This is a genomic window from Brevibacterium sp. GP-SGM9, assembly GCF_047300845.1.
GTDB lineage: Bacteria > Actinomycetota > Actinomycetes > Actinomycetales > Brevibacteriaceae > Brevibacterium.
Genome location: NZ_CP178563.1, coordinates 3,006,069 through 3,029,438 on the forward strand (window position 1 = coordinate 3,006,069; position 23,370 = coordinate 3,029,438).

Here is a 23,370-nt window from a genome sequence, read left to right on the forward strand (position 1 = left end):
GATTAAGCTTAATCATAGATCGTTCCAGGAAAGGATGCGAATGCCCGAGCACACTGCGGCCTCGGTCGAGGCCATCGCCGTCACGGGTGCCTGCGCCGTGGAGAGAAGGGACTATGCGATGCGTCTGGCGAAGGCGCGCGGCTTCATCCTCGTCCCCGCCGAGCAGACCGGACAGGGGATCGCCGCCGTCGACCGGATGATCGAGCTCGTGCGCACGGCCTTCGGCGCGCGCGGAGTGGTCCTCGAATATCCCACCGAGACCCCGGTGATGGAGATCGTCGGCGCGCTCAGCGCCCCGAGCGCCGGGACGGAGCTCATCGATCTCGTCAGTGTCCTCGACGTCGGTCACCTCCTCGATGACCTCGGATCCGAGGAGTTCCTCGAACTCGGGTCCGGCGGCATCGTCGCGGCGAAGGCCGAACTGCTCGTCAGCCAGATCGAATTCGCCTCGACCGCCGCGATCGTGAACGCGCAGGCGCTGTCCGCCGAGGAGTTCGAGCTCGTGATCGCCCTCATCGGCCACCTCAACCCTGATGCCCATGCGGCCGTGATCACCGAGAAGAATTCCGTGCACGGCATGGTCCGATGGCCCTTCGCCTCACGTCCGCCGAGCGCGGGATGGACGGCGATCCTCAATGCGGAGTTCTGGCCCAGGGCCTATGCGACCGGTCTCGGCGCCTGCCGCTACGAGCAGTGTCGGGCCTTCCATCCCGGTCGCCTGCACGCGACCCTGACCGACTGCCTCTCACAGGGGTACTGTGGTCGAATCATCCGCTCGGCAGGATTCGCCCGCTTGGCCTCACGTCCGCATTTGACCGCTCAATGGGATCAGGTGGGAACCATCTTCACGCTGTCTCCGCTGGCCCTCGATGACCGCCTCGGCGAGGGTGGGGAGCTCCTGGCCTTCGGTCAGGATCTCGCCTTCTTCGGCATCGACCTCGATGAGGCGAAGCTGCGAGAGGCCCTCGACTTGGCGGCGCTGACCGATGCCGAACTGACCGCCGGGCCGATGACCTGGGCGCGATTCGCCGACGACTTCCCGGCGTGGGACACCGCGCGAATGTGACGGTCACGTCTCCTGCGCGGCCCGGCAGTCTGCGCAGAGGCCGAAGATCTCGAAGACGTGGCGGGTGGCCTCGAAGCCGTGTGAGCGGGCGAGCGTGCGCATCCAATCCTCGCCGGGCGGTTCGATCTCGACCGCCTTCCCGCAGCTTTCGCACACGAGGTGATGGTGGTGTTCGCTGTGCGTGCAGGCGCGGAAGAGCTGCTTCTCAGCGATGGTGATCGCATCCGCGTGGCCGGCTTGGCTGAGTGCATTGAGCTGCCGATAGACGGTCGCCAGGCCGACCGATGCGCCCTGGTCCTCGAGGCTGCGGTGCAGCTGCTGGGCCGAGACGAACCGGGTCTCGGACTCGAGCGCAGAGCGGATGAGTGCCTTCTGTGCGGTGCTGCGGGTCTTCTTCGGGCTGTGGCCGTCTGTCATTGCCCTCTGCCTTCCGGGCTCAACTGCGGTGAACCGATATCGTGCGTGCGGTCTCGATCATGCGGCGGCGTCCTGCCGGGCCGGTCGCATGCGTCGAAGTGCATATGTTTCGAGAATAATGAAAAACGTTACCAATAACAAGGTCGGGGCGACCGAGGAGGCGGAGTGAGCAGACGACGAATGAGCGAAGCGGTTCCGGTCATTCTGCTCACCGGCTACCTCGGCGCCGGAAAGACGAGCCTGCTCAACCACCTGCTGCGCCATCCGGATGCTCGGATCGGGGTCGTCGTCAATGATTTCGGCGACCTCAATATCGATGCCGGCCTCGTCGTCGGCCAGGTCGACGAACCGTTCTCGATCTCCGGGGGCTGCATCTGCTGCCTCGATGACGACAGCTCGCTCGAGGACGCCCTCGTCGCACTCGCGAAACCGAGCCTGCGCCTGGATGCGATCATCGTCGAGGCCAGCGGGTTCGCCGAGCCGCTGACTCTGGCGCGGATGGTCACCCGGATGGGCCGTCACCGCTTCCACCTCGGCGGGGTCATCGACGTCGTCGATGCGCTCATGCACTCATCCACGGTCGACACCGAGGCGCTGCCGCCGATGCGCTATGCGGCGACGACCCTCGTCCTCGTCAACAAGCTCGATCAGGTTCCGGCCGAGGAACGGGAAGCGGCGGTCGAAGCCGTGCGCAGCCGAGTGCACCGCCGCAATCCCCGGGTCCTCGTCATCGGCACGAGCTTCGGCAGGCTCGATCCCACGCTCATCTTCGACCCGGGGGCCGGGGAACATGGGAGTCTGGCTGATCGCCGAGGCGCAGATTCTCACGGAGGGGCCGGGCTTCGTCGAGGCGATGCGCCCTCGCCGACGGACGCTCCGCTCCAACCGGAGCTGCCGATCCGCGAACTCATCCGCGCCGCCTATGCCGAACGGCAAGCCGAGATCGAACGCGGAGCCGAAACCGATCATGGACCTGACGGTGGTCATGAATCTGCCGGTCACCGGCATGCACAGGCGATCACGGTGACCGGGACGGGCTGGGCGGACCCGGATCGCGTGATGGATTTCCTCGAAGACCTGCCCGCGGGGGTCTACCGGGTCAAGGGCCAGGTCCGCGTCGCCGAACGCTCGGCGACGCGGCACTTCGGCGTGCAGGCGGTGGGCCCGAACGTCTACGTCTCCGACAACGGCCGCTGCCCCGGCACTGGCACCGGCACTGGTACAGGCACTGGTCACGACAGCGTCCTCGTCGTCATCGGCGAAGGATTCGACGAGACCGAGGTGCGCGATCGCCTCGAGCCCGGGCTGAGCGAAGACGCTAACAGCGCCGGCCTCGAACGCCTCCTCCGGCAGGTGCGCCTGCACAGCTGACGACAAGTGATCCCCCGCAGACAACCCTCCGGAATTCCTCCGTATTACCTGAGGGTCAGCCGGGGGAAAACACCCGCGCCGCGGTCCGGAGACCGATCCTAGGATCGAAATATCACCCGTTCGGGGGATGCGAATGACACCTTTCGGGGGACGCGCAGAGACGGGTGACTTGAAAGACTGATCAGGCTCGATCTCCCGTGAGCCGCCCGCAATCCCCGGGTGCCAGCACCACAGCACCACAGCACCACCAGGCCCCACCAGCCCAGCCCGCCCCACGATCTCCGGCGATGGCCGCCGGAAACCGGAGGAACCCGTGTCCCTGATCACCCGGATGAGTCTCAAGAACCGCCTCATCGTCGGACTGCTCACCCTCGTGATCGCCGTCTTCGGCGTCGTCGCGACCACCTCGCTCAACCAGGAGACGATGCCTTCGGTCGACCTCCCGAGCACCTCGGTGCAGGCCACCGTGCCCGGGGCCTCACCGGAAGTCGTCGAGGCGACCGTGACCGAGCCGCTGGAGACGGCACTCGAAGGCATCGGCGAGCTCGAGACGGTGACCACGACCACCTCGGCGGGCACGATGACGGCCGAGGTCAGCTGGCCCTTCGGCAAGGACTCCGAGGAGATGACCGACACCATCCGGTCCGCCGTCGACGGTGCCAAGGCGAACCTCCCCGAGGACGCCGAGGTGGAGGTGCTGTCCTATCAGATGGACGACGTCCCCGTGACGATGTTCGCCGTCTCCGGAGGCGACCCCGAGACCCTCGGGGACCGCCTCGAGTCCGAGCTCGTCCCCGAACTCCAGGCCGTCGACGGGGTGTCGAACGTCGACGTCACCGGACAGACCGAGCAGCGGGTCGACATCACCTTCCGACCCGAGGACGTGGCCGAGAAGAACGTCGTCGAAAGCTCCGTCCCCGATGAGCTCACCGCCGCCGGGACCGTCGTCCCCGCGGGTCAGAGCTCCGAAGGCGATGAGTCGATGGCCGTCGAAGTCGGGACCGAGGTCGACGCCGTCGAACAGATCGAGAAGACCCCGCTGCGCACCGCCGACGGCACCGTGCTGCTCGGCGACGTCGCCGATGTCGAACTCGGCTCCATCGAGAAGACCTCGCTCTCGCGCGCCGACGGCAAGGACTCGGTCACCGTGGCGGTGACGAAGAACCAGGACGCCAATGTCGTCGACGTCTCCCACAAAGTCGGCGACGTCCTCGACCGCGTCGGCCCGCAGCTCGGCGACGACACCCAGTTCTCGACGATCTTCGACCAGGCGCCCGAGATCGAGAAGTCGATCCACGACCTCTCCGTCGAAGGCGGACTCGGTCTGATCTTCGCGATCTTCGTCATCCTCGCCTTCCTCGGATCGTTCCGGTCGACGATCGTCGCCGCGATCTCGATCCCGATGTCGCTGCTCATCGCGATGATCGGGCTGATGGTCGGCGACTACACGCTCAACATCCTCACCCTCGGAGCACTGACCATCGCCGTCGGCCGCGTCGTCGATGACTCGATCGTCGTCATCGAGAACATCCGCAGACGCCAGGGCACAAGCGATCTGACGATCGACGACATCGTCGCCAGCGTCAAGCAGGTCGCCGGGGCGATCACCGCCTCGACCCTGACCACCGTCGCCGTGTTCCTGCCGATCGCCTTCGTCGACGGCATCGCCGGTCAGCTGTTCCGCCCCTTCTCCGTGACCGTGTCCCTGGCCCTGCTCGCCTCCCTGCTTGTGGCGCTGACCATCGTCCCGGTCTTCAGCTACTGGGTGCTGCGCCGCAGCCCCAAACCGCTCTTGCCCAAGCGGCAGGCCGCCACCGATGCCAGCTACGAACGCTGGGCGGCCAAGCAGCACGAGCGCTCCGTGCGCAGAGCAGAGCGCAGGCAGAAGACGATCGACCGCAGGAACGCCAAACGTGCGGCCAAGGGCCAGGAGCCCCTGCCCGCGGCGGTCGTCGAACCCGTGGTCGCGCCGGCTCCCGGCAACGGAGAGGCCTCGGACCGGGTCGACCGGCTCCAGCAGCGCAGCCTGCCCGCCATCCTCTCCGCACTCCACCACCCGTGGCGGACGATCGCCTTCTCCGTGGTGATCTTCATCATCACCATGATGAGTGCGAGCTTCCTGCGGACCGACCTGCTCGGATCGGCCGGACAGAACTCTCTCTACCTCACTCAGACCCTGCCTGCCGGCGCCTCTCTGACCGCCAGCGACGAGGCGGCGAAGAAGGTCGAGGAGGTGCTCGGCTCCGATCCGGACGTCGAGACCTATTCCTCGACGGTCAACGGACCCGAATCGGGTACGGAGAACCAGTTCAACATCACCCTGACCGAGGACTCCGAGACCGAGGTGGCGACGAACCGCATCCGCACCCAGCTCGAAGACCTCGGGAAGGACGCCGGCGAGGTCGATCTGCAGGATGCCAGCGGCACCACCAGCGAAGACGTCGAGATCAAACTCTCGGGCTCCGACCTCGGCGCCTTGGGGGATGCCGCCGACGAGGTGACGAAGACGATGGCCGATGAGGCCGGAGTCTCGAACGCCCGCAACGACCTCGCCGCCGACCAGCCGGTCATCCGCGTCGACGTCGACCGGGAGAAGGCCGCCGACTACGGCTACAGCCAGGCCGAGGTCGGCCAGGCCATCGCCGGCGCCCTGCACGGGACGGAAGCCGGGACTGTCACCCTCAAGGGCAAGGAACGCGATATCTTCCTCGCCCCGACCCACCCCGATGCCACTCCCGACGAGATCCGCGCCCTCGAGCTGCCCGTCACCGAGGTGCAGACCCAGAATGCGCAGGAGGACGCCACCGACCGGGTCGAGGAGAAGACCGATGCCCGGGCAGAGGAGGCCAAACGCAAGGCCGCCGAAGATGCCGACGAGCAGCTCGAATCCGCTCGGGAGGCCCGCGACAACGCCGCCGATCAGCTCGAGGAGGCACGCAAGGCCCTGCGCGATGCCGAGAATCCGCCGCCGGCCCCGAGCCCGGGCGACATGGCGGCCGATCAGGTCGAACAGGCCCGCGAGGGCGTCGAGCAGGCGGAGAAGGGCCTCGAGGAGGCCAACGACTCCATCGACGACATCGTCGACGGCCAGCGCGAACAGGAGCAGAGCCAGGAGGAGGAGCAGAGCCTCGCCGACGAGCAGGCGGCCATCCCCGATATCAAGGGCGAGCCGATCACCGTCGACGAGATCGCGAAGGTCGAAGAGACCGAGACGCCTGCGACGATCGCCCGTGAGGACGGGGACCGTCAGGTCACGGTCTTCGCCACCCCGGCAGACGGGCAGCTCAACGCGGTCACCCAGGCCGCGCAGGAGCTGCAGTCGAGCATGGATCTGCCCGATGGGGTCAGCTTCGACGTCGGCGGCGCCAGCCAGGAGCAGGAGGAGTCCTTCGGGCAGCTGGGCGCGGCGATGGCCGTGGCGATCGTGCTCGTCTTCCTCGTGATGATCGCGACCTTCCGCAGCTTCGTCCAACCGCTCATCCTGCTCGTGTCGATTCCCTTCGCGGCGACCGGCGCGGTGCTGTTGCTGCTGGCCACGAACACTCCGCTGGGCATCCCCTCGCTCATCGGTCTGCTCATGCTCATCGGCATCGTGGTGACGAACGCGATCGTGCTCATCGACCTCATCAACAAACTCCGCGAGCACGGCATGGGCCTGATGGACGCGATCGTCCACGGCACCCGTCTGCGCCTGCGACCGATCCTGATGACGGCCGCGGCCACGGTGTTCGCGCTCGTGCCGATGTCCTTGGGGCTGACCGGCGGGGGAGTCTTCATCTCCCAGCCGCTGGCGATCGTCGTCATCGGCGGGCTGACCTCCTCGACCGTGCTCACGCTCATCCTCGTCCCCGCCCTCTACCTCCTCGTCGAGCGGCGCAAGGAGACCAGGGCGGCGCACAAGGAGGCCAAGCGCGCGGCCCGTCGTCGGGCCGATGAGGAGCGGATCGCGGCGGAGCAGATCGATGTGGAGACCGCCGAGGTGGCCCGCCGTCCCGAGGGCGAGTGAAGCTCAGTCGTCCTTGAGTCCGGGGAGCGCCTCGGCGGAGAATCGGATATGGCGCTCCGTCAGCTCCGCGGCCAGGGCGGCGTCTCCGGAGTCGATGGCCGCGACGATTCCGCGGTGCTGGGCCTGAAGTTCGCCCATCAGGACGCCCGGGTCGGCCAGCTCCCGGAAGGATGAGAAGATCGGGCGGCGCAGCGAGGTGCGGATCGCTCCGGTGAGATCGGAGAAGAGCTGATTGCCGGCGGCCTGGGCGATGGCCACGTGCAGGGCCGTGTCCGCATCATTGAACACCTCGAGGCTGATCCCCGGGGTGTCCATGATCGCCAGCTGCGCGTTGACCTCGGCCAAGGCATCCTCCTCGGCGCGGGTCGCGGCGAGAACGGCGCTCGAGCGTTCCAGCTGGATGCGGGTCTCGATGACGTCGGAGAGGCTGAAGTTCGCCAAGGCCACGTGCAGGCGGAGGAACCGGGTGAGCGCGGCGGTCGGCATGGCGGCGATGAAGGTGCCTGCTCCACGGCCCGAACCGCCGCTCGAGCGAACCACGCCGAGGCTCTCGAGGACGCGCAGAGCCTCGCGCACACTGGCGCGGCTGACTCCGAGCTTCGCGGCCAGATCTCGCTCTGCGGGCAGCAGGTCCCCGACCCCCAACTCGCCGGAGATGATGCGCTCCTCGATGGCATCGATGACGAGCTCGTACGTGCTCGATCGGGTCACGGGCTGCCACCCGGTTGCGGCGCCCCTGCTCTCGGCGTCACCAGGTGCAGCGTCACCAGGTGCGGCTGAATCGGCTTCAGCGGCCATCGTTCGTTTCTCCTCGCATCGGCCCATCATTTCATCATCGAACTCTTGACGTGGGTCTTAGTCGCCCCTACGATCAGATTAATGGTCTGACCTCATAAAGGCCATCCGCACATTCGCACATCCGCATACCGACCGAAGACAATGTTCGCAGCGCGTTCACCGTGGAACCGCATCATCGTGAGCACGCACCTGCCGTGTTGGAGAATCCATGTACACGCCCGACCTTGCTCCCGTCACCGACAGTCTGCTGTGGTCATCGCTGCTGGCGCTGCTGCCGCTGCTGACCATCTTCATCACCCTCGGCGCGCTGAAATGGAAGGCCTATCTGGCCGGAATGGCCTCCGTGGTCGTCGCGTTGGCCGTGGCGATCTTCGCCTACGGGATGCCCGCCGGGCTGGCCGGACTCTCGGCGACTCAGGGCTTCGCCTTCGGACTGTTCCCGATCATGTGGATCGTCGTCAACGCGATCTGGATCTACGAGCTCACGGTGCGCTCCGGTCGGTTCGAGGACCTCCGCCTCGTCATCAACGTCATCTCCAGCGACCCCCGCGTCCAGGCGATCATCGTCGCCTTCTGCTTCGGCGGTCTGCTCGAGGCGCTCGCCGGGTTCGGTGCTCCCGTCGCGATCACGGGCGTGATGCTCGTGGCCGTGGGCTTCACCGCGATGCGCGCGGCCGTCGTCGTCCTCGTGGCGAACACCGCGCCGGTGGCCTTCGGTGCGATCGCCACTCCGATCATCACGGCCGGCACACTCACCGGCATCGACTATCAGGACATCGGAGCCATGGTCGGGCATCAGACTCCGCTGCTGGCGGCCATCGTCCCGCTCTTCCTCGTCTTCCTCGTCGACGGCAAGCGCGGGCTGAAGCAGATGTGGCCCCTGGCTCTCGTCGTCGGCATCGTCTTCGCCGCCGCCCAATGGGTGTCCTCGAATCTGCTCTCGGTCGAGCTCACCGACATCGTCTCGTCCCTGGCCGGGCTCGCGGCGGCGGTCATCATGCTGCGGCTCTGGAAGCCGGTGGGCGGACAGGATGCTCTGGACTCCATGGCCGTCGAGCGCGAGCAGGAGAACGTCGCCGCCCCCGATGCGGGCACCTCGTCGGGAGCGGTGGACACCGCCGTGGAGGCGAAGACCGCGCCCCTGACCGGGGCCCGGGTGTTCTTCGCGCTGTTTCCCTATCTGCTCATCGTCGTCATCTTCTCCGTCTGCAAGCTCGTGCCCGCCCTCAACGAGTGGCTCTCCGGCACGGATCTCAAGATCGCGTGGCCGGGCCTCGACGGCAATGTGTTCACAGCCTCGGGGGAGGTGTCGACGAGCACCGTCTACAACTTCCAATGGCTGTCCTCACCGGGCACGCTGCTGCTGATCTCCGGCATCATCGTCGCGCTGAGCTTCGGGATCTCGCCCAAGGACGGCTTCAAGGCCTACATCGACAACCTCGTGAAGATGCGCTTCGCGATCCTCACGGTCGGCTTCGTCCTCGCCCTGGCCTACGTCATGAACCTCTCGGGCCAGACGATCACGATCGGCACCTGGATCGCCGGCACGGGTGCTCTCTTCGCCTTCCTCTCGCCTATCCTCGGGTGGCTGGGAACGGCGGTGACCGGCTCGGACACGAGCGCCAACGCCCTGTTCGCCACGCTGCAGCAGACGGCGGCCGAGAACGCCGGCATCGACCCGCTGCTGCTCGTCGGAGCCAACAGCTCCGGAGGTGTGGTCGGCAAGATGGTCAGCCCGCAGAATCTCACGATCGCAGCGACCGCCGTCGGACTGCTCGGTCAGGAGTCGGCGATCTTCCGCAAGGTGATCTGGTGGTCACTCGCCATGCTCGTCCTCATGTGTCTGCTCGTCGGCCTGCAGTCCACCGTGCTGTCCTGGATGGTGCCCAGCGCCTGATCCGATCGACTCTTCAGCCCACCCCGGCCCTTCAGCCCACCCTGACCGTCCCGCAACCACCCGCCAACACCACTGGAAGGAACCCCACATGGTCAAACGACAGATTCCCCAGCCCGCCGAGATCTTCGACCTCATGAAGTTCAAGAAGCTCGAACTCGATCCGAAGAAGCGCCGGCTCGAGTCGGCGCTGACGATCGAGGACCTGCGCGCCATCGCCAAGCGGCGCACTCCCGCCGCTGCCTTCGACTACACAGACGGGGCCGCCGAGGGCGAGATCTCGATGGAGCGCTCGGTCCAGGCGTTCCGCGACATCGAGTTCCACCCCTCGATCCTCAAGGACGTCTCGCACGTCGACACCTCGACCCAGATCATGGGCGGAAGCTCGGCGCTGCCCTTCGGCATCGCCCCGACGGGCTTCACCCGCCTGATGCAGACCGAGGGTGAGACCGCCGGGGCCTCGGCCGCCGGGTCTGCAGGGATCCCATTCACGCTCTCGACCCTGGGCACCACCTCGATCGAGGACGTCAAGAAGGCGAACCCGCACGGTCGGAATTGGTTCCAGCTCTACGTGATGAAGCAGCGCGAAATCTCCTACGGCCTCGTCGAACGGGCGAAGGAGGCGGGCTTCGACACCCTCTTCTTCACCGTGGATGCGCCGGTGGCCGGTGCCCGCCTGCGCGACTCCCGCAACGGCTTCTCGATCCCGCCGCAGCTCACGCCCAAGACGATCCTCAATGCGATCCCTCGGCCCTGGTGGTGGTGGGACTTCCTGACCACGCCGAAGCTCGAGTTCGCCTCGCTCTCGGAGACCGGCGGCACCGTCGGCGAACTCCTCGACTCGGCGATGGATCCCTCGATCGACTTCGACGATCTGGCGGAGATCCGCGCCATGTGGCCGGGCAAGTTCTCGGTCAAGGGCGTGCAGACACTCGAGGACGCGAAGAAGCTCGCCGACCTCGGTGTCGATTCGATCGTGCTCTCCAACCACGGCGGGCGTCAGCTCGACCGGGCTCCCGTGCCCTTCGAACTGCTCCCCGAGGTGGCTCGCGAGGTGGGCAAGGACGTCGAGATCATCGTCGACACCGGAATCCGCAACGGCGCCGACATCGTCGCCTCACTCGCGCTCGGTGCCGACTTCACCCTCATCGGCCGCGCCTATCTGTTCGGTCTCATGGCCGGTGGCCGTGAAGGCGTGGACCGGACGATCAAGATCCTCGGTGATCAGGTCGAACGGACCATGAAGCTGCTGCAGGTCGCCGACGTCTCCGAACTCAACCCGAGCCATGTGACCCAGCTGCACGAGCTCGGTCGTGAAGAGCGAGCGGCCATCGCGCAGGACAACCGCGAAGAGGTCTGAGTCGCTCGGCTCAGAGCCTATTGGCTTCAGAACCAAGCCTCGGCGAGCAGGGACAGCGAGCGTTCGCGCACCGCGGGATCGAAGGCGTAGGTGACGGTGATGAGCTCATCGGCATCGATGCGTTCGGCGAACTCGGTGAGCTGATCGCTCGCTGTCTCGGGCGAGCCGACGGCGCTGATCCGCAGCATCGGGTTGCTGCCGCCGCCCTGTCCGGAAAGCGTAGTCGGGTCGACGGGAGGCTGCAGTCTGCGTCTGCCGCCGCGTGCGATGTCGAGGAACATTTGTTCCACCGAGGTGAATTGGCGTTCGGCTTCCTCGTCGGTGTCGGCGACCATGACATTGATGCCGGCCATCACATACGGTTCGCTGATCTGTGCGGTGGGAGACTCCGTGGTGAACGACTCCCGGTAGACGCGCACGGCCTCGTCGATCTGATCGGGAGCGAAGTGGGAGGCCAGTGAGAACGGCAGGCCCAGCTGTCCGGCGATCGAGGCGCCGTTGACGGTCGAGCCGAGAACCCAGATCGGCACCTCGGTGCCCGCGGAGACCGCGGACTGGATCGGGATGCTGTGCGCGCGGCCCTCGGGACCGAACCATCCCTGCATGTCGTAGATGTTCCGGGAGAAGGACTGCGGGTCGGCGGAGGAGCGGGCGAGTGCCTGGGCGGTCATCTGGTCGGTTCCCGGTGCCCGTCCGAGGCCGAGGTCGATGCGACTCTCGTGCATGTTCGCAAGCGTTCCGTACTGCTCGGCGACCATCAGCGGCGCGTGATTGGGCAGCATCACCCCGCCCGAGCCGACCCGGATCCGCTCGGTCGCGCCCGCGGCCTGCGAGATCAGCAGCGCCGTGGCCGAAGCCGCCAGTCCGGTGGTGTTGTGGTGTTCGGCGAACCACAGTCGTTCGTAGCCGAGTCGATCGGCCAGGGCGGCGGCCCGCATTGAGGCGTCGATGCTCTCACGCGCGGTGGAGCCGTCGGGGATGGAGACGAGGTCGAAAATGCTCAAGGGAATGGACAAGGCGATGGTGTTCCTCACTGCTGGGCTGGAGATCTCCTCTCACAACGGCCCGGCACGAAGCGTTTATTCCACGATGCAGATCGGCCGCGGTCTCCGGAACTGTGTCCGGGCCGCGGCCGATCTGGGTGTCAATGCCTCAGAGTCACTTGCTGAATTCCTTCTCGATCTTGTCGAGCACGTTCGATGCCGAGTAGTAGTCGAGGCGGAAGGAGTCGAGGCCCATCGCATAGACCGCGTCGTTCTCCACGGCCGGCGTGCTCTTGAGCAGGGAGTCCTTCTTGTAGCCCTCAACGGTCTTCTCGTTCGCGTTGAACAGGAACACCGACTTGCCGGTGATCGCCTTGGACAGGTTCTCTCCGGTCACCTCGTAGATGTCGGAGCGTTTGCCCATGTCACCCTGGCTGATCGCATTCTCAGGCACCTCGGCGAGTTCGAAGCCGACCTCTTCGAGGAGTTTGGCCTGCGCCGAGTCCGGAGTCCAGACGTTGGCCGAGGATCCGGAGCCGCCGCCCTTCGCCTCCGAGTTGTAGACGAGCCCGGTCACGGGCTGTTCGGGGGCGTCGATGCTGCCCTTGATCTCCTCGGCGCGCTGGTCGAATTCCTCGTTGACCTTCTTCGCCTCGTCCGCGTGGCCGGTGATCTCACCGAGCTGGGTGGTGACCTCCTGCCAGTCTTTGTTGCCGTAGTCGATGACGACGGTCGGTGCGATGTCGCTGAGCTGGTCGTACATGGCATTCGCGGAGTCCGCGCCGGTCTTCGAGACGACGATGAGGTCGGGCTCTTCGGCGAGGATGTTCTCCACGTTCGGGTCGCCCTGGTAGAGCTCTTTGACGTCCTTCTCCATGGCGACGTCGCTCCACTGGGTGAAGAAGCCCTGATCGTCGGCGACGGGGGAGTTGGGGGCGGTGGCGCCCGAGGCGGTGACCGGGGCGTCGATGGCCAGCAGGCTGCCGGTCAGAGTGACGGCGGTGGAGACGATGTTCTCGGGCTGCTTCTCGAGTTCGATCTCGTTGCCGTCGTCGTCGGTGAAGGACTTCGGCCACTGGCCGCTCTCGGCCGCGGACTCGCTCGAGTCATCGCCGGACGTGTCTCCGCCGCCGCATCCGGCGAGTCCGATGACGGCGCTGGCCGCGATGGCGATCGCGGCGAAGGAACGCCGCTTGTTCAAGGTGAGGGGATTCATATGACTCTTTCTTGTTGCGGGCGACTGTCGGGTGGCACCGCTTCCGTCGCGGTCGCGCTTCGCCCTGCCAGTCAGGTGCAATGTGAGCCTAACCTAATATCGTGCAGATCGGCGTCGATTCTCCATATTCTGAGAACAGGTGTTGTGCTTTCCGCACTGCGGGCGAAGTCGCCGCGCGAACGACTCGGAGGGGAGGGAAGTGAGGGGGTGGGCGCGCGTCTGTGCGAATGGTAAGGCTAGACTAACCTGGTGAAGACTCAGATGATGCGCCGTACAGGCGCCCTTGCCGCCACCGTTCTGACCATTGCGCTCCTCGCGTCCGGATGTGCCGGTGGCGATGACTCCGGGGATGGGAGCTCGGGCAACAAGGATGTCGCCACCGGCGGTAAGTCGTTCGGCACCGCGGACGAGGAGACCGCGAAGCTCGGCAGCGACGCCGAGCCGGGAGCATTTCCGCGCACGGTCACCCATGCCAACGGCGAGGTCGAGATCGAGGAGAAGCCCGAACGGGTCGTCGTTCTCGACACGGGTGAGCTCGACGATGTCCTCTCCCTGGGGGTCACTCCCGTGGGCATGGTGACGACCGAGGGGGCGAATCCGGTGCCCTCCTATCTCGAAGACAGGGTCGAGGGGGTCGACACCGTCGGCACGATCAATGAGCTCGACCTCGAGAAGATCGCCTCGCTCGAGCCGGACCTCATCCTCGGCAGCCAGCTGCGCGCGGACAAGCTCTACGACGAGCTCGATGCGATCGCCCCGACCGTGTTCTCGATCCGTCCCGGATTCCCCTGGAAGGAGAACTTCCTGCTCGTCGGGGAGGCCTTGGGGATGGAAGAGGAGACTACGGCGCGGCTCGAGGACTACGCGAGCACGGCCGCTGAGCTCAAGGACTCGGTCGACGGTGATCCGACGATCTCACTCGTGCGCTTCATGCCCGACAAGCTGCGGCTGTACGCGAACCAGTCGCTCATCGGCGTCATCTTGGGTGATGCGGGGCTGGCTCGTCCCGAGAACCAGGATGTCGACGAGCTCGCCGTCGAGATCTCGCCGGAGAACCTCGACCAGGCCGACGGCGACTTCATCTTCTACACGAGCTACGGGGATCCGCAGGCCACGGGCGAGGACAAAGCCCTGACCGGCAGTCAGTGGAAGGGGCTCGACGCGGTCAAGGACGGTAAGGCCATTCGAGTCGAGGACGACGTGTGGTTCCTCGGGCTGGGCCCGATCGGCGCCGAGCAGATCCTGGCCGACCTCGGTGATCATTTGCAGAAGTAGCGGACCCGGCCGGAGAGGGCGCCGATCACAGCCCCGAGAAAATCTCTCCTGCACCGGGGAATAAACCCTCAATCCGCAAAGTTGAGTCTGGTGTACGCAACTTTTATGAGGCCGAGCTTGACGGCTCGAACCTCGAAGAGAATACTTGAGTCCAGTTGGCTCAATGTGTGCGGTCGAGTGGGCCCACCGCCGATCCCGCGGCAGGAAATGCCGTGGACGCCCTCGCGTGGTGGGGCCGCCCGATCGCACACATTCGAGTCGCAGGCACTCACGAATTGTAAGGAGAGAGAATTATGGCACGTGCAGTCGGAATCGACCTCGGAACCACGAACTCCGTCGTCGCGGTCCTCGAAGGCGGAGACCCCAAGGTCATCGCGAACGCGGAAGGCGGACGCACGACCCCGTCGGTTGTCGCAGTCAACAAGAACGGCGACTCCCTCGTCGGTGAGATCGCCAAGCGCCAGGCAGTGACGAACGTGAAGAACACGATCGCCTCGGTCAAGCGTCACATGGGCACCGACTGGTCCACGGAGATCGGCGGCAAGACGCTGTCGGCTCCCGAGGTCTCGGCACGTATTCTGCAGAAGCTCAAGCACGACGCTGAGGAATACCTGCAGGAGAAGGTCACCGATGCAGTGATCACCGTTCCCGCATACTTCAACGATGCCGAGCGTCAGGCAACCAAGGACGCCGGTGAGATCGCCGGACTCAACGTCTCGCGCATCATCAACGAGCCCACCGCCGCCGCTCTGGCCTACGGCCTCGAGCGCGGCAAGGAAGACGAACTCATCCTCGTCTTCGACCTCGGTGGCGGTACGTTCGACGTCTCGCTGCTCGAAGTCGGCAAGGATGAAGACGACTTCTCCACCATTCAGGTTCGCGCCACCTCCGGTGACAACCGCCTCGGCGGTGACGACTGGGATCAGCGCATCGTCGACTGGCTGGTCGGTGAGATCAAGAACGGATACGGCGTCGACCTGAGCAAGGATTCGACCGCCCTGCAGCGTCTGAAGGAGGCTTCGGAGCAGGCCAAGAAGGAACTGTCCTCGGCCACCAGCACCAACATCTCGCTGCAGTACCTCTCGATGAGCGAGAACGGACCCATCCACCTGGATGAGACCCTGACCCGCGCGAAGTTCGAGGAACTGACCAAGGATCTCCTCGAGCGCACCAAGGCTCCGTTCCACGCTGTGATGAAGGATGCGGGCGTGTCCGTCAAGGACATCGACCACGTCGTCCTCGTCGGCGGTTCGACCCGTATGCCCGGAGTCACCCAGGTCGTCACCGAGCTCACCGGAGGCAAGGAGCCCAACAAGGGCGTCAACCCCGATGAGGTCGTTGCGATCGGTGCGGCCGTGCAGGCCGGTGTCCTCGCCGGTGAGCGCAAGGACGTCCTGCTCATCGACGTCACCCCGCTCTCGCTCGGACTTGAGACCAAGGGCGGCGTGATGACCAAGCTCATCGAGCGCAACACCCCGATCCCGACCAAGCGGTCGGAGACCTTCACCACGGCAGAGGACAACCAGCCCTCGGTCTCGATCCAGGTCTTCCAGGGTGAGCGCGAGTTCACTCGCGACAACAAGAACCTCGGCACCTTCGAGCTGACCGGCATCGCTCCGGCTCCGCGCGGCGTGCCGCAGATCGAGGTCGCCTTCGACATCGACGCCAACGGCATCGTCCACGTGTCGGCCACCGACAAGGGCACCGGCACCGAGCAGTCGATGACGATCACCGGCGGTTCCGCACTGCCGAAGGAAGACATCGAGCGCATGGTCCAGGAGGCCGAGGAGCACGCGGAAGAGGACAAGAAGCGCCGTGAGGCCGCCGACGTCCGCAACAACGCGGAGAACCTCGCCTACCAGACCGAGAAGCTCCTGACCGACAACGACGACAAGCTGCCCGAAGAGATCAAGACCGAGATCCAGGGCGATGTCGACGGCGTCAAGGAAGCTCTCAAGGGCGAAGACGACGACGCAGTGAAGTCGGCCTACGACAAGCTCGTCGCCAACCAGCAGAAGATCGGCGAAGCCATCTACAACCAGCAGGGTGGTGCCGAAGGCGCTGCCGGTGCTGAGGGTGCAGAAGGCGCCGCCGATGCAGGTGCCGATGACGATGTCGTCGACGCCGAGGTTGTCGATGATGAGGACGAGGAGAAGAAGTAATGACTACCGAGGGCAACGATCAGTCGTCCGAGGAGCCAGGCTTCACCTTCAATGACAAGCGCCGGGTGGATCCGGACACCGGTGAGCTCCGCCCGGAGACCGACGCGCAGTCGGCTTCGGCGGAGGCCGGTGCCCAGAGCGCCGGTGCCCCCGATGCTCCGGGTGCCGGGGAGCAGAATGCCGGTGCTGCGGACGAGGACCTGGCCGATGCCAGCGATCTCGGAGTCGACATCCCGGCCGACGCCTCGACGCTCAATGACACCGAGGCGGCGCAGGACGGGGCCGAGCCCGAACCCGAACCGGGGTCCGAGGCAGCGGCTCACCTGGCCGATCTCAAGCGAGTCAACGCCGAGTACGCCGCCTACCGGATGCGGGCCGATCGCGAACGCGAACGTGCCGCCACCGGCGGTGTGATCAAGACCGTCGAGGCCCTGATCCCCGTGCTCGACGAGGTCAAGCTCGCCCAGGAGAACGGCGATGTCAGTGGGCCGTTCGAGACCCACGTGAAGAAGCTGGTCGACTCGCTGACCAAGGTCGGCATCGAGCAGTACGGTGAGGTCGGCGACGAGTTCGATCCGCACTTGCACGAGGCGCTCATGCAGCAGCCCTCCGACGAGGTCGAGACGCCGACGGTCTTCGTGGTCATGCAGCCGGGCTACCGCCTCGGCGATCGCATCATCCGCGCGGCCCGCGTCGGCGTGCAGCAGCCGGAGGACTGAGAGATCAACCTCGCCGAGGCGGCCCCCACCCCCAGCGTCAGTCAGCTGACGTCGGGGACCGGGGGGCCACCTCGGCGGCGGTCCGGATCTTCGGGATCGCGATCCCGAAGGTGCGGATTGTGAGGAGACAAGTGAATACAGTGATGACAGGATCTGAGAGGAAGAGAGGAGGTGCCAGGTGAATACCGGGCCTCAGAACGATTGGTTCGACAAGGACTTCTACAAAACCCTCGGCGTCTCCAAGGATGCTTCCGACGCTGAGATCAAGAAGGCCTATCGCAAGCTCGCGCGGAAGTATCACCCGGACGCCAACCCCGGTGATGCCAAAGCCGAGGACAAATTCAAAGAGATCGGACAGGCGCACCAGGTGCTGTCCGACAAGGAATCCCGCGCCCAGTACGACCAGGTTCGCGCCATGGGCGGCGGAGCCCGCTTCAGCGCCGGTGCCGGTGGGCCCGGCGGCGCCAGCGGAGGCGGATTCGACGATGTGTTCTCCGACCTCTTCGGTGGAGGCGGCAGGACGCGGACCCGCACGACCTACGGCGGCGGTGGCGGGGGAGACGTGCCTCCTGACCTGGCCGACCTGCTCAACGGCTTCGGCGGTGGCCCCGGCTACGGCGGCGGTTACGGCTCCGGTGGATACGGCGGCTACTCGCCCCCGGTCAAGGGCGGCGACATCAAGTCGAAGACCACCTTGTCGTTCACCGAGGCGATCAACGGAGCGTCGGTCAAGCTGAATATGCCCAGCGGCAAGCCGCTGACCGTGCGCACCCCGATCGGGGTCAAGGACGGGCAGAAGATCCGGCTGGCGGGCAAGGGCAAGGCCAGCCCGAACGGCGGGGAGGCCGGTGACGTGATCCTCACGGTCAACGTCAAACCGCACCCCGTGTTCACCAGGGACGGTGACAATCTGCGGATGGAGCTGCCGGTCAGCTTCGACGAAGCGGCCCTGGGCGCCGAGGTGAAGGTCCCGACCCTGGGCGGAATGCCCGTCAAGGTCAAGGTCGCACCCGGCACTCCTTCGGGACGGACGCTGCGCGTGCGCGGCAAGGGAGTGACGACGAAGAAGGGCACCGGCGACCTGCTGGTCACGGTTGAGATCGTGGCGCCGCAGAACCTGTCCAAGGATGCCAAGGAAGCTGTCGAGTCGTTCAAGGCAGCGACCGCGGACGAGGATCCACGGGCCGGTCTGCTGGACAAGGCCAAGGCCAATTGAGGTGGTGAGACACGATGCACATTTCGTCGAATGCTGCGGTCTACGTCATCTCGGTGGCGGCCGATCTGGCCGGCATGCATCCGCAGACTCTGCGTCAGTATGACCGACTCGGCTTGGTCACGCCTGAACGGACCGCGGGTCGAGGCCGGCGGTATTCCGGCAAGGACATCGCCAAGCTGCGAATGATTCAGCAGCTCTCGCAGGACGAGGGCGTGAACCTGGTCGGGATCAAGAAGATCATCGATCTGCAGAACCAGGTGGATGCGCTGAAGAGCCGCAACCAGGAGCTCGAGTCCGAGGTCAGGTCGCGGATGTCATCGAAGGAGCGTGAGGCTCGTGTGTTCGCCGCCGGTATGGCCGGCGACGTCGTCTCGATCTCGCGTGGCCGGCGACCGCAGGGCAAACCCGAGCCGGGCGCGATGGTGCTCTACAACAGGTACCTGCGGCGGTAGGGTTCGCTGGTGCCCGTCGCGACAGCGCGACAGCGCGATAGCGCGATAGGGAGATCTGCGACGGACTCTCGCCCGGAGGCGTAGACCTCCGGGCTTTGTCATGTTCGCACCCGGCGCCGAGGTGGATGTGCTGGGTGAGGTGGCTGTGGCGTGTGCTGATTCGCCGACCCGGGCGGGAGCGGAACGATAGTGGTTCAGCACGGTGGCAGATCAGAAGGGCAATTCATCAGAACGGCGATTCAACGGAACTGCGATGTATCAGAACGGTGGCGGATCACGGCGGTCCCAGTAGGAGTCGAAGGATCGTGTATCCGTAGACCACGGGTCCGTCGAGTTCGCCGAGCCCTTCGCTGTTCTGCGACCCCGTCTCTTCCTGCTCTTCTTGGCCTTCGCTGATGTGTCCTCGACCTGCCGGCCCTGCCTACCTTGCCGACCCTGCCGGTCTCTCTGGTTGGGTGGTCTGACCTTCGGTTCGGGAGGGCGAGGAGGTCGGACCGAAGCGTCGAAGAGTGGATCGGTGCCACCTGGTATCCCTGTCCCGGCCGGTGGTGCTGGATCCGTGGCCGGTGACCGTGGGCCGGAACCTGGTGATGATGGTGGCCCAGCCGGTGGGCCTCCATCAGGATCGGGTGGCTGGTCGTCCGGCTCCGGTGACTCGTCGTCCGAATCGGATGGCCGTCCTTCCGGCTCGGATGGACCTCCGTCCGGATCGGGCGGGTGGATCCACTGGTCGAACAGTCGTGCGTGTTCCACATTGATCGGCTGATCTGCGGGCCGCACATCCGTGGTCACTCCGTGTTTGAAGACGTACTCGACACACCCGTCCCCTGTCATCCGCACCCGGTACTTCCGATCGGTCTTCGCCTGATGATGGGCCTTGCACAGTGGATGTGTGTTCCTGAAGGTGGTCAGCCCACCGGATCCGGGATTCTCGTGGTCGTACGGAATGAGGTGATCGATTTCCGAGGTCTCGGCCCGACGCGTGCATCCGGGGGTGGTGCAGGACTGCCACTTCGCCACCAGCGTCCGTCGCACTGCTGTGGGAATCGCATAGGTGGTGGCTTTCGCGTCGATCGGTGTGCCGGTGGCAGGGTCGGTCAGGATCCTCGTCCACGTCGAACACTGTCCCGCAATGGCCCGCACCTCGTCTGCTGGTACAGGGGAGCCGTCTGAGAATACTCCCGGCAATTCGGACTGTCCGGCCAAGGTGAGGAAGGGGACTGTGACGAGCATCTTGCCCTGTCCGGCCATCCACTGTCCCTGCGTCGGCAGAACCAGGTTCAGACTCGTCGTCACTTCGACGCCACCCGCATCGGTCGCCGCAGCCGCTGCGGCGGCGCGGACCGTTTCGACTTCGTTGTTGGCTGTGGCGACAATCCCGACCGCAGTCGTGGCCTTGTCGTCGGGAATATCGAGGGGGATGTCGTTCGTGGTCGTGTCCCCGGTGGTGGTGTCGTGGGTGGTGACCGCAATCGTCAGCTGGGGGCGGGTGCGAGTGGAGATGTCGAACATGAGCGCATCGAGGCTGCGTTCATCAACCACATTGATACCGGTTGTGTCATGGCTGGTGAATTCGCTGATCTGTCCGGCTTTGATTGCCCTGGCGAAAGCTTCCAAACGCAGAATGTAGGCCTTCAGATCCGCTGCCGGGCCCGAGAGAGTCACGGCCGCAGTCCCATCCGGGTAGGTGGTGATCGAGACTCGACGTCTCTTTGATGCTTCCTCGAGACGGTCTTCGACGGGTTCGAGAGTGGCGACTTTCGTGTTGACGGACTTGCGGAACGTTTCGATGGTGACATCGGCTCGCCGCTCTGCCAGGTAGGTATCGAGACCGGGGAAGTGTTCGAAGGCGAGGTCTCTGGCGGACCTGGTCACGGCATGGACGTGGTCAATGGTGAACTCACCGGCGAAGACACGGGCAGTGAATCGGGGCAGTCCGTGGCCGAGCATCATGGCGGTGGTGATTTTGGAGTAGGTGAGGTCGCTCGTTGTCCCAAGCACGGTGGTGAACTCGGAAACGTCTTCGGTCTCTGCAAGGCTGTGAACCCATCCGGAGAAGGTGTTCTCGAGACGGAACCGGGGAAAGATCGGCAGCACCGGACCCTCAGCCACTGCGACAGTGCCTTGAGAATCATCCTCGACGTCTGCCGCGGTGGAGTCATCGTTGCCAGCGGATGTGTGAGGAGAGTTCTCTTTGGCCTCTTCAGCAGCAAGAAACCGTTCAACGGTTTCGGTGAAGGTCGCGTGGCGATAGCATCCGTCGACCCCGTTTGCGGCGAAGTTGAGGCGTTCGATCGTCTCGGCCATGAAAGCGTTGCTGATGGCTTGGTATTCGACAAGCTGGGTCATCGTCGTCACGGAGACCATGCCGGCGAGGACTGCCATGAGAGAGTCTGGCGCTACGTCCAGTCGACGAGGCGAATCGGGGCCGACGGAGGGCGGTCGAATCACATTCCCGACCTGTCCAGTGTCCGGAATCAGGCCGGTCGATGAAATGGAACTTGCGGGGTGGCCGGGCTCGTGGGCAGATCCGTGTCCGTTGGTGCTGGGATCATTGGAATCCTTCAACGGTTTCACCTGCTCTCCACCTCGGTGTGGTTGCTTTTGACCAGTCTACTACCGAATGAATGAAATGAATGTCACAGTATGATAAAGAATCGAATCAGCATCGAATGCATGGGAAACGATGCAAGTGTGTTCGATTGGATTGAAAAGTTGGTCCAGGTGCCGAGTGCCGATGCAGGTGGGCGGCATGACAGGGTGCCGGACGCTGGTTGAGTGCCTGCTTCGTTGCGACCGTGCGTCGTTTCGGTGCTGTGTGAGAACAGCGTTGGGCGTTGTCGGAGAGCAGTAGTGGATGAATGAGAAGAGCGCGAACCCGGACTTGGGTTCGCGCTCTTCTCAATGTGCGCTGAGTTCGGAAGAACTCACATGGCCGTCATCAGATCTGCGAAGGATCCTGGGTAACCTTCTTGCGGCGCATGGTCATGGCAACCGCGGCGCCACCGATGAGGAGCAGGGCTCCGCCGCCGACGAGGCCGGTCAACTCGGTACCGGTGCGGGGCAGGTCGCTGCCACCGTTTCCGCCGTCTCCGTTGCCGTCCTCATTGCCGTCTTCGTCTCCGTCGCTGCCGCCGGCGTTGGCATCATCGCTGACCGAGAACTCGCCGTTCAGCTCTGCGTCGCCGCAGGTGACAGTGACCTCGTAGTCGCCGATGTAGGCGTCAGCATCGGAAGCGCTGGTGCCGTAGACGTTGACGGAGGCCTTGCCTTCATCGTCGGCCTTGACCGTGTTGTCGTAGGCGGTGACGTTCGAGTTGCCCTTGGGGTTGACGACGTAGTGCACGTCCTCGCCCGGCTCGCAGTTCTCCACCGCCAGGGTCACGCCCTTGTCCTTCTCGACGAAATCGGCGGGGGAGACGGTCTCGGGCGAAACGGTCAGCTTCGCCTCGGCGGCTGGAATGGTGGGATCTTCGGTCTCGTCTGCGGTGAGTTCGAAGTTGACGTAGTTCGACACGGTCTCGGTTTCCGCATCGACCGCGGAGACAGAGTAGGTGTCGGGCTCGAGGCCGTCCTTGGGCGCTTCGACGGTGGCGCTGATCTTGCCGTCTTCGTCGGCCTCGACCTGGGTGTCGAAGAACGGTGACTGGGTGGCGTTGCCGAAGACGTTGACCTTGGCACCGGGAGTGAAGCCCTCACCGGTGAGCTTGAGGCCGTTCTTCTCGAACTCGGAGACGGAGATCTCCTCGGTGTCGATCGACACCTTCGGATCAACTGCGGGGGCGTCATCGTCGCCGTCGTCGTCACCTTCGGTGACAGTGACGCTCGCGGGGAATTCTTTGGTCTCCTCTCCGCGGGTGACGGAGACGTTGAAGTCAAGGGTCCCCGGGTCGACAGCAGCCGGATCACCGGTCACATTGTGAATGTTGAACTCGACAGAGTCGCCCTTGGCGGTGACCTTCTCGTTTGTCAGAGTGTCTGATACGACATCTCCGGCTTCAAGCCCGGTGACCTTGACGGTGACGCCTGGATCGACGAGGTCGGCCTGCGAAATCGTCTCAGGCGTCACTGACACTGAGGCTTCGATGGCCTGAGTCTCGGCGCCGTCTTCAGCGCCTTCCTCGGTGGCCTCAGTCTTTTCGGACTGGCTGGCCTGGACGTTGGTCTGGCCGAATGCGTCAGCCGAAGGTGCGGCCATGACGGGGGATGCGGCGAGGCCGGTGATGGCCAGCGCCACTGCGGGTGCGAGGGCGAGCTTCTTCATAGATGTCCTTCGTGTTTTCACAGGTGGGTCTGAAGTATTACGAATGTAACGGTAATGCAACATTCACAACGTGCATAGTTCTGGTCATTTAGTTCACGGCTGTGGTCGTCAACGGGGAACTATTCATTCTGCGTTCACGGTTCGAGGCGTATCTCGGCGCGGAATTCGAGG

16 protein-coding genes are annotated in these 23,370 nt (G+C 65.1%); 10 read left to right on the forward strand and 6 right to left on the reverse strand.

Annotation, left to right across the window (positions count from 1 at the left end; translation table 11 throughout):
• Positions 1–40: 40 nt before the first annotated feature.
• The gene (locus tag ACH82I_RS13520; RefSeq protein ID WP_230745980.1) at positions 41–1,066 is read left to right on the forward strand and encodes a GTP-binding protein; all 1,026 of its coding nucleotides are present in this window, start codon (positions 41–43) and stop codon (positions 1,064–1,066) included.
• Between the two features lie 3 nt (positions 1,067–1,069).
• Here the strand turns inward: ACH82I_RS13520 and ACH82I_RS13525 are convergent, their stop codons facing one another.
• Entirely contained in the window at positions 1,070–1,483 is a 414-nt protein-coding gene (locus ACH82I_RS13525; RefSeq protein ID WP_413333320.1) for a Fur family transcriptional regulator, read from the reverse strand.
• 165 nt (positions 1,484–1,648) lie between these two features.
• On the opposite strand from ACH82I_RS13525, the gene ACH82I_RS13530 reads away from it, so the two are divergent.
• Together ACH82I_RS13530 and ACH82I_RS13535 are read left to right on the forward strand one after the other, a co-directional pair.
• Positions 1,649–2,854 (forward strand): CobW family GTP-binding protein, encoded by a 1,206-nt coding sequence (locus ACH82I_RS13530; protein ID WP_230745978.1) that lies wholly within the window; start codon positions 1,649–1,651, stop codon positions 2,852–2,854.
• A gap of 313 nt (positions 2,855–3,167) precedes the next feature.
• A complete protein-coding gene (locus ACH82I_RS13535; protein ID WP_413333322.1) occupies positions 3,168–6,860 on the forward strand; it encodes an efflux RND transporter permease subunit in 3,693 nt (1,230 codons plus the stop codon).
• 3 nt (positions 6,861–6,863) lie between these two features.
• On the opposite strand, the gene ACH82I_RS13540 is transcribed toward ACH82I_RS13535, so the two are convergent.
• On the reverse strand, positions 6,864–7,658 hold the full coding sequence (locus tag ACH82I_RS13540; protein ID WP_413333324.1) for a FadR/GntR family transcriptional regulator: 795 nt from the start codon (positions 7,656–7,658) through the stop codon (positions 6,864–6,866).
• Positions 7,659–7,866: 208 nt separating this feature from the next.
• Here ACH82I_RS13540 and ACH82I_RS13545 point away from each other — a divergent pair, with 208 nt between their 5' ends.
• Positions 7,867–9,555, forward strand: a complete 1,689-nt coding sequence (locus tag ACH82I_RS13545; RefSeq protein WP_413333326.1) for an L-lactate permease — start codon at positions 7,867–7,869, stop codon at positions 9,553–9,555.
• Between the two features lie 88 nt (positions 9,556–9,643).
• Positions 9,644–10,912, forward strand: coding sequence for an alpha-hydroxy-acid oxidizing protein (locus ACH82I_RS13550; protein WP_413333328.1), 1,269 nt, complete (start codon positions 9,644–9,646; stop codon positions 10,910–10,912).
• A 26-nt stretch (positions 10,913–10,938) separates the two neighbouring features.
• On the opposite strand, the gene ACH82I_RS13555 is transcribed toward ACH82I_RS13550, so the two are convergent.
• Together ACH82I_RS13555 and fepB are read right to left on the reverse strand one after the other, a co-directional pair.
• Entirely contained in the window at positions 10,939–11,928 is a 990-nt protein-coding gene (locus ACH82I_RS13555; protein WP_413333330.1) for an LLM class flavin-dependent oxidoreductase, read from the reverse strand.
• A gap of 142 nt (positions 11,929–12,070) precedes the next feature.
• Positions 12,071–13,111, reverse strand: coding sequence for a Fe2+-enterobactin ABC transporter substrate-binding protein (gene fepB, locus ACH82I_RS13560; protein ID WP_413333332.1), 1,041 nt, complete (start codon positions 13,109–13,111; stop codon positions 12,071–12,073).
• A 264-nt stretch (positions 13,112–13,375) separates the two neighbouring features.
• On the opposite strand from fepB, the gene ACH82I_RS13565 reads away from it, so the two are divergent.
• From ACH82I_RS13565 to ACH82I_RS13585, 5 genes are all read left to right on the forward strand, one after another.
• Positions 13,376–14,386, forward strand: coding sequence for an ABC transporter substrate-binding protein (locus tag ACH82I_RS13565; RefSeq protein ID WP_413336767.1), 1,011 nt, complete (start codon positions 13,376–13,378; stop codon positions 14,384–14,386).
• Between the two features lie 293 nt (positions 14,387–14,679).
• Positions 14,680–16,548, forward strand: coding sequence for a molecular chaperone DnaK (dnaK, locus tag ACH82I_RS13570; protein WP_413333334.1), 1,869 nt, complete (start codon positions 14,680–14,682; stop codon positions 16,546–16,548).
• Positions 16,548–17,267 (forward strand): nucleotide exchange factor GrpE, encoded by a 720-nt coding sequence (locus ACH82I_RS13575; RefSeq protein ID WP_413333336.1) that lies wholly within the window; start codon positions 16,548–16,550, stop codon positions 17,265–17,267. The genes dnaK and ACH82I_RS13575 overlap by 1 nt, the downstream gene beginning before the upstream one ends.
• A 178-nt stretch (positions 17,268–17,445) precedes the next feature.
• The gene (locus ACH82I_RS13580) at positions 17,446–18,483 is read left to right on the forward strand and encodes a DnaJ C-terminal domain-containing protein (RefSeq protein ID WP_413333338.1); all 1,038 of its coding nucleotides are present in this window, start codon (positions 17,446–17,448) and stop codon (positions 18,481–18,483) included.
• A 14-nt stretch (positions 18,484–18,497) separates the two neighbouring features.
• Positions 18,498–18,935: a heat shock protein transcriptional repressor HspR gene (locus ACH82I_RS13585; RefSeq protein ID WP_230745968.1), complete on the forward strand. Its 438-nt coding sequence runs from the start codon at positions 18,498–18,500 to the stop codon at positions 18,933–18,935.
• 258 nt (positions 18,936–19,193) lie between these two features.
• Here the strand turns inward: ACH82I_RS13585 and ACH82I_RS13590 are convergent, their stop codons facing one another.
• Together ACH82I_RS13590 and ACH82I_RS13595 are read right to left on the reverse strand one after the other, a co-directional pair.
• The gene (locus ACH82I_RS13590; protein WP_413333341.1) at positions 19,194–21,320 is read right to left on the reverse strand and encodes an HNH endonuclease signature motif containing protein; all 2,127 of its coding nucleotides are present in this window, start codon (positions 21,318–21,320) and stop codon (positions 19,194–19,196) included.
• Between the two features lie 556 nt (positions 21,321–21,876).
• Positions 21,877–23,199: an LPXTG cell wall anchor domain-containing protein gene (locus tag ACH82I_RS13595; RefSeq protein ID WP_413333343.1), complete on the reverse strand. Its 1,323-nt coding sequence runs from the start codon at positions 23,197–23,199 to the stop codon at positions 21,877–21,879.
• Between the last annotated feature and the right edge of the window lie 171 nt (positions 23,200–23,370).

Bases quoted from the DNA above. Each gene is read 5' to 3' on its own strand.
- ACH82I_RS13520 (WP_230745980.1), top strand. From the start codon at position 41: ATGCCCGAGCACACTGCGGCCTCGGTCGAGGCCATCGCCGTCACGGGT.
- ACH82I_RS13525 (WP_413333320.1), bottom strand. From the start codon at position 1,483: ATGACAGACGGCCACAGCCCGAAGAAGACCCGCAGCACCGCACAGAAG.
- ACH82I_RS13540 (WP_413333324.1), bottom strand. From the start codon at position 7,658: ATGGCCGCTGAAGCCGATTCAGCCGCACCTGGTGACGCTGCACCTGGT.
- ACH82I_RS13545 (WP_413333326.1), top strand. From the start codon at position 7,867: ATGTACACGCCCGACCTTGCTCCCGTCACCGACAGTCTGCTGTGGTCA.
- ACH82I_RS13550 (WP_413333328.1), top strand. From the start codon at position 9,644: ATGGTCAAACGACAGATTCCCCAGCCCGCCGAGATCTTCGACCTCATG.
- fepB (WP_413333332.1), bottom strand. From the start codon at position 13,111: ATGAATCCCCTCACCTTGAACAAGCGGCGTTCCTTCGCCGCGATCGCC.
- ACH82I_RS13565 (WP_413336767.1), top strand. From the start codon at position 13,376: ATGCGCCGTACAGGCGCCCTTGCCGCCACCGTTCTGACCATTGCGCTC.
- dnaK (WP_413333334.1), top strand. From the start codon at position 14,680: ATGGCACGTGCAGTCGGAATCGACCTCGGAACCACGAACTCCGTCGTC.
- ACH82I_RS13575 (WP_413333336.1), top strand. From the start codon at position 16,548: ATGACTACCGAGGGCAACGATCAGTCGTCCGAGGAGCCAGGCTTCACC.
- ACH82I_RS13585 (WP_230745968.1), top strand. From the start codon at position 18,498: ATGCACATTTCGTCGAATGCTGCGGTCTACGTCATCTCGGTGGCGGCC.
- ACH82I_RS13590 (WP_413333341.1), bottom strand. From the start codon at position 21,320: ATGGCAGTCCTCGCCGGCATGGTCTCCGTGACGACGATGACCCAGCTT.
- ACH82I_RS13595 (WP_413333343.1), bottom strand. From the start codon at position 23,199: ATGAAGAAGCTCGCCCTCGCACCCGCAGTGGCGCTGGCCATCACCGGC.